The sequence below is a fragment of the Desulfovibrio sp. 7SRBS1 genome, assembly GCF_049723905.1.
Lineage (GTDB): Bacteria > Desulfobacterota > Desulfovibrionia > Desulfovibrionales > Desulfovibrionaceae.
On the sequence record NZ_JBJKFD010000001.1, the window covers coordinates 3,495,976 to 3,508,063 of the forward strand.

General features: G+C 56.4%; 8 protein-coding genes. 4 read left to right on the top strand and 4 right to left on the bottom strand.

The genetic code is table 11. The features are described from left to right. The first annotated feature begins 24 nt into the window (after positions 1-24). The 4 genes from ACI0FJ_RS15600 (at position 25) to ACI0FJ_RS15615 (ending at position 5,016) form a co-directional block, all read left to right on the top strand. Positions 25-1,266 (top strand): glycine/sarcosine/betaine reductase component B subunit, encoded by a 1,242-nt coding sequence (locus ACI0FJ_RS15600; RefSeq protein WP_424304830.1) that lies wholly within the window; start codon positions 25-27, stop codon positions 1,264-1,266. Positions 1,267-1,887: 621 nt separating this feature from the next. Further along, positions 1,888-3,306, top strand: a complete 1,419-nt coding sequence (locus ACI0FJ_RS15605) for a sigma 54-interacting transcriptional regulator (protein WP_424304832.1) — start codon at positions 1,888-1,890, stop codon at positions 3,304-3,306. After that, positions 3,303-3,539: a hypothetical protein gene (locus ACI0FJ_RS15610; protein WP_424304834.1), complete on the top strand. Its 237-nt coding sequence runs from the start codon at positions 3,303-3,305 to the stop codon at positions 3,537-3,539. Before ACI0FJ_RS15605 ends, ACI0FJ_RS15610 begins: the two co-directional genes overlap by 4 nt. Positions 3,540-3,543: 4 nt before the next feature. Further along, positions 3,544-5,016, top strand: coding sequence for a sigma-54 interaction domain-containing protein (locus ACI0FJ_RS15615; RefSeq protein WP_424304836.1), 1,473 nt, complete (start codon positions 3,544-3,546; stop codon positions 5,014-5,016). 16 nt (positions 5,017-5,032) lie between these two features. On the opposite strand, the gene ACI0FJ_RS15620 is transcribed toward ACI0FJ_RS15615, so the two are convergent. The 4 genes from ACI0FJ_RS15620 to ACI0FJ_RS15635 form a co-directional block, all read right to left on the bottom strand. Continuing rightward, positions 5,033-7,267: an EAL domain-containing protein gene (locus tag ACI0FJ_RS15620; protein WP_424304838.1), complete on the bottom strand. Its 2,235-nt coding sequence runs from the start codon at positions 7,265-7,267 to the stop codon at positions 5,033-5,035. A gap of 677 nt (positions 7,268-7,944) precedes the next feature. Further along, positions 7,945-9,339, bottom strand: coding sequence for a sigma-54-dependent transcriptional regulator (locus ACI0FJ_RS15625; protein WP_424304840.1), 1,395 nt, complete (start codon positions 9,337-9,339; stop codon positions 7,945-7,947). A gap of 61 nt (positions 9,340-9,400) precedes the next feature. Further along, entirely contained in the window at positions 9,401-10,747 is a 1,347-nt protein-coding gene (locus ACI0FJ_RS15630) for an HD domain-containing phosphohydrolase (protein WP_424306583.1), read from the bottom strand. 171 nt (positions 10,748-10,918) lie between these two features. Continuing rightward, complete coding sequence (locus ACI0FJ_RS15635) at positions 10,919-11,833, bottom strand: TIGR01777 family oxidoreductase (RefSeq protein WP_424304842.1); 915 nt, start codon at positions 11,831-11,833, stop codon at positions 10,919-10,921. Positions 11,834-12,088: the final 255 nt, after the last annotated feature.

Sequence of the window (12,088 nt, forward strand, 5' to 3'; positions counted from 1 at the left end):
CTTCAACACCGGGAGAACAACGCCATGGGCATGGGACCCTCCAGCAAAGAAACCACACTCCATCATTTTCGTGATCCGTTGGTTGAAACCTTCTGCGCAGACGAGGAAATCGATTTTCTTGGCGTTGTGCTGCAGGGCACGCCGGAAGTCTTTGGGAAGAAGCGGTTTGTAGCCAGACGTTCCGGGGTTCTGATGGAAACCATGCGGGTCGACGGCGTCATCGTTTCCATAGACAGCTGGGGCAACAGCCATATCGATTTCACCTCTGTGCTCGAAGCCCTGGGGGAACGGCGCATCCCGGCCGTGGGCCTCAGTTTCGTTGGCAACCAGGCGTCGTTTGTCGTCACCAACGAGTACATGGACTCCATCATCGACTACAACAAGAACTCCCTGGGCATAGAAACCACGGTGATGGCGGAGAACACGGCCGTGCCGCTGGATGCAATCAAGGCCATGGCCATTTTGAAGAACAAGATGCGCAAGCGGGGCGTGTTTGAAGGCACAGGGCTGCGCGAGGTGAAGAAACTGCGCAGGCTGATCACCCGAACCTTTGCAACGCGCGAGGTGCGCACGGGCACAGCCCCCGGCTATAGCGAAGGCGTGGTCACGGTCGGCTCGGACGTGTCGTCCATTCTGGCGCGTCATCCGGACCTGGAAGCCATAACCCTCCAGGTGGTCCAACCCGGCCATCATGATTTTTTCGTGAACTCCATTCTCGATTTCGCGCCCATTGCGGTGAAGGTCTGTGGCGAACCGGGCGAGGGCGTCACGCACGTGCTGTCCGGCGTACAGGTTTTGTTGACCGGTGCGGAAGCTGGCGGAATTCAGCCCAGCAATCTGGGCTGTGCCGTGGGCGTGCTGAGCGACAAGGTCAAGCTGGGCATGCGCGGAACGCCGTCGGAAACCGACCGTATCCTGCATGTGGACGTGACCTTCAAGGACGGTGCGGGCCGCACCAGGGAAGGCATCATGGCGGCGCATGTGGCCTGCGACGAACTGGTGCAGGCCGTGCGCAACGATCTGCGCTCCATGGAAAGCTCCCATGCCGCACAGAGCCGCACGTCCTGGGATATCGTCCGGCGCGGGCTTCCCAGGGTCGCCTTGGTGAAGTTGGTCTCCGGACTGGGCTGCATGTACGATACAGGAATTTTTCCAACCCAACCGGCGGGATACGCCGGTTGCCGTTCCATCATGGATCTGGCCAACATGCAGGTGGCCCTTACATCCAATGAGTACCGGGACGGGGTGGTGTGTTCATTGTCCTGACCTCCGGAGGTCTCCGTTCTTTTGTTCGGCTGTTCAAGGAGATGGGAACGGAGACCCCGGCGGTTATGAGGGACAGGTGAGGGCCGCCATGATTGCAGGACGCCACAATAAGGCTTGCTCTTTCAATAAATATTTTTTGTTAATTTTTATAATATCGAGAGAATAAATGTTAAAAATTTTCTTTCTTGAAATGTATGATCTTAAAAATTAAAAGATGGCATTAACGAAAGCAGATTTTTTGAAAATCTGCAGAGTGAAATATAGCAAAAGAATTAAAAAATAGACTGGAAGTATGCAATGGATCGGCAATTGAATCGTGCGTCCGCTGTATCCCATTGCACATTCATATTGGCAGGACGCATTGTACATATGATCCGCAGTTGTTGGAATGGCGAGCATGGTTTTGGGTTAACCATCACCGCCGGACCAGACGCGGATTTTTTGGGGGGAAAGAGCCTTACGATTCACGCGGTAACGCGTGCCGCCCGGTGATCATTGGATTTCAAGCCGTAAAAGGAAGAACGACACCTTTTTCCTTGTTGCAGCGGCGGCCTGAGGGGCCAGGTATACCGGGGATATGGGTAATCCCAGGCGGGCGGCAAAACAGAAGTGGAGTACTTGATGACTGATTGCATCTCTTCTCCGTCCGGTGGGTATAGGTTGGATACGCTTTGCCTTCAGCAAATGGCGTCTGTTCTTGAGTGCGTGTACGAGGCTGTATGCGCCATAGACGAGGAAGGAATCGTCCTGGTCTGGAACAAAAGCGCCGAGCAACTCTACCAACTTGAAGCCGAAAAGATCATTGGCCGTAATATTCTGGAGTTTTTCCCCGACGCCATTGTCTACAAGGTGATGCAGACCAGAAAAGCGGTGGAAAACGTCTGCCACAGCCCCCGCGAGGGCACCTACATCCTTGCCAATGCGCAGCCCCTGTACGTGAATGGAAAATTCTGCGGCGCAGTTTCCAGCGACCGGGACTACGCCAACTTCAAGAATCTTTACATGGCATTGGAGCAGGCCGAGTCGCGCCTTGTCTTTTTGCAGAACGAAATGAAGTCCATGACGGGAAATTGGGGCGGGTTCATCGGCTCCAATCCGGAACTGGTCAAAAAGGTGGTCCTGGCGCGTCAGATAGCGCCCTGCAACACCAATGTGCTCATCACGGGCGAGTCGGGCACGGGCAAGGAGGTTTTTGCCCGGAAAATTCACGAACTCAGCGCCCGCAGTGGGCTGATGGTGCCCATAAACTGCAGCGCCATCCCCTCCGAGTTGTTTGAGAGCGAGTTCTTCGGCTATACGCCCGGCGCATTTACCGGCGCAAGCCGCAAGGGCAAGGCCGGATTTTTCGAGGTAGCCCACGAGGGCACGCTCTTTCTGGACGAGATAGGCGACATGCCTTTGTGCATGCAGGCCAAGCTGTTGCGCGTGCTGCAGGACCGTGAAGTCATGCGCGTGGGGGGAAGCAAGACCATCAAGGTGGACGTGCGGATCATTTCGGCCACAAACAAGTCGCTGGAGACCATGGTCCAGGAAGGCACGTTTCGCGAGGACCTCTATTACCGGCTCAACGTGGTGGAGATAAACCTTCCGGCACTGCGCGAACGTCCCGAGGACATACCGCTTTTTCTGGATCGCTTTCTCCGTGAATTTGCCAGCAACAACGACAAGAACATCAAGGAAGTGCAGCGCGAGGTCATTGATATTCTGACCGCCTACAGCTGGCCGGGAAACATCCGCGAACTGATGAATGTGGCCGAGAACCTGGTGGTGACCAACAGGGACGGCGTGATCTGCAAGGAAAACATTCCCGGTTTCATTCTGGAAAAGCTCAATGCGGACGAACCCGGACAACCTGCCCCGGCACAGTGGCAGCAGTCGGTGCGCGGCATGGAGTGCGACAATATCAAAAAGGCTCTGCAACGTACGGGAAACAACAAGGCCAAGGCCGCCAGGCTGCTCGGAATTCCGCGGGCCACATTGTACCGCAGGCTGGAGGAGTACGGGCTGACGTCCTGCCCTTCACAGGAGAAAGAAGCATGACCCGCGTCCTGTCATATGCTCCACTTCATGCCTTGTCTCATGTTCCGGGGGCTGCGGTATGCGTGCATGGCCGTCCGCCTATGAAAATATCCCCCGAAGAAATGATCCCCGAAAAAATGATCCCCGGAAAAATGATCCCCGGAAAAATGATCCCCGGAAAAATGATCCCCGGAAAAATTATTTGGCGCTGGATTTTCCCGCGGACGCGATTTGCCGCGATTGCCCGGAGGTAATGGGATGGAACGCTTGAAAACAGAAGCCGAAAGACTGTTCGCAAATGATTTCGGATGGGAGCTTTCCGTTCAGAGCCTTTTTGACCAAGCCAGGGAATGCGTCTGCATCATAAACACGGAAGGCTTTGTAAAATACTGGAACCAGGGCGGAGAAAAGCTGTACGGCATAAAGCCGGAGGACATACGCAACAAGAGCATTTGGGACTATTTCCCCAATGCGCTCGGGCCCATGGCGCTGAAAGAGAAAACAACCCTGTGCCGCATGGAGACCCATGCGGAAAGCGGCGGGACAGTGCTCGTCAGTGCAACGCCCATCATTGTGAACAAGGTTGTGCGCGGGGCCATAACCATAGACTATGATGTTGGGGAAATGGGTCCGTCGTGCGCCAGCACCTACCGGGCGCTGAGCTGCGGAGGAGGGGAGGAATCTTCTTCCTGTGGTGGGAGGGTATGTAACGAGGTGCTCCGCTTTGGCGACATCCTTTACAAGAGCGCGGAGTTTGGTGAGCTGACCGCCCTGGCCAGAAAAATATCCACAACAGACGCCACCGTCCTCATTACCGGCGAGAGCGGTACGGGAAAGGAGCTGTTTTCCAAGGCCATACACATGGAAAGCGAGCGCAGGAACGGCCCGTACATCATCATCGACTGCAGCACCATTTCCGAAAACCTCATTGAAAGCGAGCTGTTCGGCTACGAATCGGGCGCATTCACCGGGGCCTTGAAGTCGGGCAAGCCGGGCAAGTTTGAACTTGCCAATGGCGGCACCGTGTTTCTGGACGAGATCGGCGAACTTTCTTTGGAAATGCAGGCCAAGCTGTTGCGGGTTCTGGAGAGCAAAACATTTTACAGAATCAACGGCACCCGGCCCATAAGCACGGACGTGCGGGTCATTGCGGCCACCAATCGCAGCATAGAGCAGATGGTGCAGGAAGAAACGTTCCGGCTGGACCTCTATTACCGGCTGAACGTCTTTTCCCTGTGCATTCCGCCGTTGCGGGAGCGCAAGGACGACATTCTGGTCCTTATTTACCACTACCTTGAGTATTATGCGAAAATAAACAGGAAGCGCATTCGGCACATTGCGCCGCAGGTCATCTGTGTACTCAAAAACTACGCCTGGCCGGGAAATATCCGCGAACTGCGCAACATCATCGAGCGCCTTGTGGTTCTCTCGGACGATGGGACCATCACCCTGGAGGATACTTCCTTTATGGTGGATGTCTTTTGCGAGCCGAAAGAGGAGCCCGACTCCCCGTGCGTCAATACGCTGGAGGAGGTCGCCTCCATTTCCCTGGAAGTGGAGCGGGAGACGATCCGCAAGGCCTTGGAAAGTGCGGACAACAACATGGCCCGTGCCGCGAAGATTCTGAAAATTCCGCGCACTACGCTCTATTACAAGCTCGAAAAACTGCAGATGGAGACTCCCAAGGGAAAGCGTGGCCGGCCTTCGGGCGGAAAGGGCGAGTCGTCCTGAGGTGAAGCGGGGCTGTCTACCCTGCCAGGCTCTGAACGGCCGCTGTTTTCGTCTGCTTGAGCAAAGCGTACAGGGCTTCCGCCGGAACAGGTCTGCTGAAGAAAAATCCCTGAAAGAAATCGCAGCCCAGTTTTCTGAATCGTTCCACCTGTTCGCCGGTTTCCACGCCTTCGATGATGGTTGTCATGCGCAATGTGTTGCCGAGGTCGATAATGCTGCGGATGATCTGGTCGTTGATGTTTCCCGGCTCTCCAATGGTCAGGCTGCGGTCGATTTTCAGCGTATGCAGGGGAATCGCCTTCAGGCAGCGCAGCGAGGTGTGGCCCATGCCGAAGTCGTCGATAGCCAGTCGTATTCCCAGCTTCTGCAGGCGGGTAATCGTGTCCATGAGTGTGGGCGTGGGGTCCAGAATGGAGGATTCGGAGATTTCCAGTTCCAGAAGCGACGGCGGCAGTTCCGTTTTCTGCAACACGGCCATGACATTGTGCACCAGGTTTGTGTTGTGCAGCTGATGCGGTGACAGATTGACCGCTATGCGCATGTGTTCGGAAACGGTCTTCCGCCAGACCGCGCGGTGGGCGCAGGCTTCAGAGAGCACCAGCATGCCCAGCTTGTCCATGTTTCCCGAATCTTCCGCCAGGGCCACGGTAATGGGCGGCGGTATCATCCCGTAGGTCGGGTGCTTCCAGCGAAGGAGTGCTTCCACGCCCATGATGTGGTCCCCGGTGCCATTGAATTGCGGCTGGTAAACCACATAAAGCTGTTCCCCATGTTTCAGGGCCGTAGCCAGATCTCCGGCAAGGGTTTTGGCCAGCCTTCCCTGTTCTCCTCCCAATCCCATGCATTTTTGCCCGTGGGGGCCCGGTGCACAGCCCGAGGCCGCCTTGAGCAGTGCGGCCATGTTCTGCCGTCCCTGTTCTTCCTGAATGGAGTCGTCCAGCTCGACAAAGGGCGCATAAAGAAGTGCGCCGAGCAGGATGAGCGCCAACTGGAACAGGGGGCCGATAAGGGAGCCTGTGGACAGGTACCCGCTGAAGAGTACGGGCGTTGTCCAGGGTATGGTGCCTGCGGTGTAGGGCAGGATGCCCATGGCTGTTGCGCCGTAGGCCGCAAGGGACTGCAGCAGGGGGGTGAGCAGAAAGGGGATGAGGTAGATGGGGTTGAAAATAAGGGGAAGCCCGAACAGCAGCGGTTCGTTGACATTGAAGAGTGCTGGAAACATGCCGAAAAAGCAGAGCTTGCGGTTGCCTGTGTTTTTGCTCTTCCAAAATATCGCCAGGATCAGGCTCAGGGTGCTTCCCGAGCCGCCAGCGCTGGAAAATGTGTCGTAAAACGACTTCGTGATGATGAAGACGGGCTGCAGCCCATGGGCAATGGCATCGGCATTGGCCTGTCCGGCGGGCACCAGGACATTCTGCTCTATGGCAAAGAGCATGTTGGGGCCGTGCGTGCCCAAAAACCAGAGGAGCTGGGAGAAAAACACATACAGGATATTGAAGCCGAGTTCGCCCAGGTGAGTGACGAGCGGGATGAACGAATGGGTGATGAGCGTGTGGATGTCCGGCAGTCCGGAAAAGACCAGCACGGCCTTGAAAATGCCGAACGCGGCAATGGTTGCGGTACCGGCGGGCAGTACCGTGAGGGTGCTTCGGATGATGGGGTCGTGCCCGGTATCCTTGAACGGCATCTGCAGAGTTTTTATTCGCGCCAGCCGCAGCAGCAGGCCACAGCTGGAAAAGGCGATGACAATGGAAAAAAGAAGGCCCCTGTCCAGGGAAAAGAGAGGGCGCAGCATGGTGGCATCGTGCGGGGCGATGATGAAATAGCAGGACAGGGAGACGATGCCGGCAAGGATGGGGCAGACAAAGGTGTCTCTGTGCTTTTGGTTGGCGTGTCGGGCCATGGTGCCGCTTATGGAGAAAAGAACGGCCAGGGCGGCAATTCCGAACGAGCCTGCGACAATGTCTTCCGTAACGGTCAGCCACTCGGGACCAAGCACCCGGCTCAGCAATATCCGAAACTGTGGCACCGGAAAGTTGCGGAGCATGAGCACGAACGCCCCGACCATGATGAGTGGAAGCGTGGAGGAAAGGCCACGCTGAATAATGAGGATGGCGTCCCCGAATCCGCTGTGTTTGAGCCAGGAGAAGACGTAGTCCGGGAGGCTGCGTCTATCGAGCAGGATTTTGTAAATGGCGCCATATGACAGGGGAAGCTTGGCAAGCTTCTCCATTCGGAACGGTGTTGTCATAGGTTAGTCTATCCGGCGTTGCACACGGCACGGAATGTTATGAAGCCGCATAAATAGAGAACTCCTGGCCTTGTCCGTTTGCACAGGCTTGAAAAGACAGAGCATTGAAAACAGCTTTTTTGTTTTTGAGAAAACAGGAGGGCTGGATTATTTGGGTTTTGCACTCTGTATTTGTGTTTCTCTGTAAAACAGGAAATCGCTTATCACATATTTATCGGGTAGGGAAATGCAAATTATTGCCAAAAAAGCGGAAACTATTTTGCGGCTGACTGGTGCTTGGAAAAAGATACTCATGTAAAGTTCACCTTGCACGACGACAAGCGCATTGTTGCCTGCGCTCCCATGCAGATCCGGAAAGGGGAGGGCGTTTACGCCAGCGTGAGCTGCCAGAGTGCGCTGAACAGCAGCCCCACCGCCGGGTCGTTTCCCCGTTTGATTCGAGTTGGGTTCGATTTGGTTCGGAATGGTTCTGGTTGGGTCGGTACGGAACCTATCTGGTGTTTTCCGGTGCGGCAGACAGCAAGGTCTTTTCCGACCTGCCCTGTTCACCAACCGCACCCGCCGTGCAGTGGATAGGTGATTGCGGAAAAGTGCACCGCGGTTGCGGTGAAAGAAGGTCGGACCCGGCAGGAATCGGCATTTTTGAATCAAACGTCTTGCAGTGGGGCTGGCAACGGCTATTCGCTCGTCTGGATATTGTAGGCCTTGAGCTTGCGGTACAGGGACGAGCGTTCCATGCCCACGGTTTCGGCCAGCTTGGAGATGTTGCCGCCGCATTCGGCCAGCTTTGCTTCCAGAAAGCGGGCTTCGAACAGGGCGCGGGCCGCCTTGAGGTCCGAAGGCAGAACATCGGATTTGGGGTTGTACGGCTCGAACAGACTGGCCTGATGCGCCACCGGTTCCGGACCGTAAAACTCCGGGGGCAGGTCGGCCGCCGCCACCTTTGTCCCCGCGTACATGATGAGCATGCGCTCCACAAAATTTTTCAGTTCGCGCACATTGCCCGGCCAGGGGTAGGCGCTCAGCATGGCCATGGCCTTGCGGTCGAATTCCAGGGGCTTGAATCCCTGCTCCTGCGCATAGCTGGAGACGAATTCGTCGATGAGCAGGGGAATGTCCTCGGACCGTTCCCGCAACGGTGGAACCACCAGGGGGAAGACCTTGAGCCGGTAGTAGAGGTCCTCGCGGAAGGTGCCCTGCTTGATTTCCTCGGCCAGGTCTTTGTTGGTGGCGGCAATGACGCGCACGTCCACGTCCAGAGTCTTGCGTCCGCCCACACGTTCGAAGCGCTGCTCCTGCAGAATGCGTAGGATTTTGGCCTGAGTCTTCAGGCTCATGTCCCCGATTTCGTCCAGAAACAGCGTGCCTTTGTCGGCCAGCTCGAATTTGCCTGCGCTGGCGCTTTCCGCGCCGGTAAAGGCCCCTTTTTCGTGGCCGAACAATTCGCTTTCAATGAGCTCTTCGGGAATGGCCGCGCAGTTCACCGCCACCATGGGCTTGTCCGCCCTGCGGCTGTGGCCGTGGATCATGCGGGCCACGATTTCCTTGCCCGTGCCGTTGTCGCCGGTAATCAGCACCCAGGCGTCCGTGGGGGCAACACGTTCTATCTGTCCGCGCAAAAGTTCTATGGATTTTGTTCTGCCCGTCAGCTGGCGTGTCTGGCTGGTATCTATGCGGGCCCGCAGTTCGATGTTTTCCTGGCGCAGTTTGGAGAATTCCAAAGCCTTGGCCGCGGTAATCACCACTTTTTCCAGGGAGAGGGGCTTTTCTATGAAATCGAAAGCGCCTTTTTTGATGGCCGAGACCGCGGTTTCTATGTTGCCGTGGCCGGAGATCATAACCACCGGAATGTCGGGGGATGCCTTGCGCATGGCATCCAGCACTTCCAGCCCGTCCATGCCGGGCAGCCAGATGTCGAGAAAAACCAGGTCTGGCGGGGAGGATGAAAAAATTTGCAGCCCTTCCTCTCCGTTCTGCGCGTCCTGAACCTCGTATTCCTCGTCTTCCAGGATGCCACGAAGGGAAAAACGGATTCCGTCTTCATCGTCAACTATGAGAATTTTTTCTGCCATGGCGCCGGACCGGGTTGTAAATTTGCGGGGGTGTTCTTCGTGGACGTAAAAACGTCCGCTTTCAGCTTAGAGTAAACGCAAACCCTTTGCTAAACAACTCCAGGCAAATATCCACATATTCCGGCTCGTACATCACGCCGCGGTTGCGCTTTATCTCGCCCAATGCACGTTCCACACCCAGCGCGGCCCGGTAGGGGCGGTGGGACGACATGGCCTCCACCACATCGGCCACAGAGATGATGCGCGCCTCCCGCAAAATGGAGCTGCCATCTAGCCCGTTGGGGTAGCCGCTTCCGTCCAGCCGTTCGTGGTGTTCCAGAACCATGCGGGATACAGGCCAGGGGAAGGGAATGGCCTTGACGATGTCGAAGCCCACTTCCGAGTGGGTTTTCATAATGCCCATTTCCATGTCCGTAAGCCGGGAAGGCTTGGAAAGAATTTCCGCTGGAACATAAATCTTGCCCAGGTCGTGCAGCAGGGCCCCCACGCGCAGGCCTTCGCATTCGTCCGGGGTTAAACCCGCCTTCTTGGCAATGGCGCAGGCCAGTTCGGCCACGCGCTGCTGGTGTCCGGCCGTGTAGGGGTCGCGTTTTTCCGATGTCGCCACAAGGGCGTTGACGGTTTCCTGCAACGTGGCCGTCAGTTGCTCCACGCTGAGCTGCAAAGCCCGTTCATTCTCGAACCGCTCGGTTTCATCACGGAACACGATGACCGATCCGCGCAAGATGCCTTGGTTTCCCTGAATGGGGGAAACCTTCAGGTTGATGGGGATTTTCCTTTCGTGCCCCAGCAACAAATAGTCGCCGTCTTCGGGGATACCGGGGCCGGGTTGGGCAGTGGGGCGTTCATGCGACGGGCTGTTCATTTGCTCCAGCTGAAAAACCGATGTCAGCTTTTTGCCGGTCAGGTCACCGTTCTGCGTGCCCAGATACAGGGCGGCCACTGGGTTGACGAAACGGATGAACCCTTCAGGGTCGGTGGCTATGACGCCGTCGCCAATGCTTTTCAGGGTGGTTCCCAGCCAGCGCTCGTTCTCCCGCATGCGCACTTCCATGCGGTGCTTGTACATGGCCATTTCAATGTTGATGGCCAGCTCCCTGTCCTCGAACGGCTTGATGATATAGCCGAACGGGCCGGTCAGTTTGGCCCGCTGCAGGGTTGTGTCGTCGGCGTAGGCGGTAAGATAGATGATGGGAACCAGCTGTTCCTTGCGAATTGCCCCCGCTGTTTCAATGCCGTCCATGGGGCCGTCCAGCATGATGTCCATGAGAACCAGGTCGGGTTGGTCCTTCAGCGCCGCTTTCACCGCGCTTTCACCCGTGGAGTGCACAGAGGTGATCGTATACCCCATGTTCATCAGACGGTTCCTGATGTCCAAAGCCACTATCGCTTCATCCTCTACAATCATGACCTTCATGGATTGGCTTTGATTGGAGTTGTCTGCACGGGAATTGTGTTCCCGCAACTTGTTTCGGGCGTTCATACGATTCACGACTGGTTCTCCATTGGTTCCTGGCTCCAATCATTCTTTCGAACTTTAAATTTCAAAATACCTTGGGAGATGCAAAAAGTAAAAAGGTTATTTGAACAGCTGTTCAAGCAGTCTGTTGAGCGACTCGCATTCAAAGGAAAACTGAGACTCCAACAGCCTGGAAGGACGAACAAATTGCCCTGAAAGCAGCATCTCCTCCGCCATCTGCCCCAATGCGGCGCGCAGGGCAAAACCCGGAACCGGAAACCAGGCCGGGGAACGCATGGCGCGACCCAAGCCTATCAGAAAGTCCCTGAAAGAATCCAGGGCGGGAGCGCAGAGATTATAAACGCCCGCGTGCTCCTTGTGTTCCAGCAGAAAACGGATGGCGCGCACTTCGTCGCGTCGGTAAATCCATGGGAATCCCTGGCGTCCGTGGCCGATGACACCCCCCGCATGGAAGCGGAAGGGCTTCATTATCTGTTCCAACGCGCCGCCGTCCTTGTCGATAACCACGCCGCTGCGTATCACCACCCGGCGCACCCCCGCCTCTTCCACCTCCCTGGTGGACGCTTCCCAATCCCTGCATACCGATGCCAGAAAACCCTGGCCCGGTCCGGCTGAGTTCTCGTCCACGGGAGTGGCCCCCTGCGGCCCGTACCAACCTACTGCCGATGCCTGGATAAGCACCTTGGGCTTTATCTCCGCCTTGGCAACCGCGTCGCACACGGCCTGTCCGGCATTCACCCGACTGTTCCGGATGACTTCTTTCCGCTTTGACGTCCAGCGGCCCGCCCCGATGTTCGCGCCAGCCAAATTCACAATGGCCTCGCCTTCAGCCAGCTGCCCCCATCCGTTCGCTGTCCGGCCGTCCCAAAAGACCGCCTCGGCCTCGCCCTTGAACCGGGCGCCTGTGCGTTCGGGATTGCGTGACAAGATGATTGGCTCGTGGCCCGAAGCTGTCAGCTCCTCGATAAGGGCCGAGCCGATAAAGCCGCTGCCGCCTGTTATGATGACGCGCATGTCTTCTCCTTGTAAGGTCGCTGAAAAAGGCATGATAGCTGTGTTGCCTAAGGGGAAAGAGCGAGGGGAAACCTTTTTGAAAAAAGGTTCTCCCCTCGCGCTCCCCTTCCAAAAACTTTTATAATTAAGGTCAGTTATATTTGGAGCAAGTTCTGTTTTTTTAAGCCGTCTTTCCAGGCCGTGTAAGTTTTGTTTCCGGCGAGGCGCAGCAAATTTCGTGAGCGAGACCAGTATGATCAATACGGTCCGCGAAAC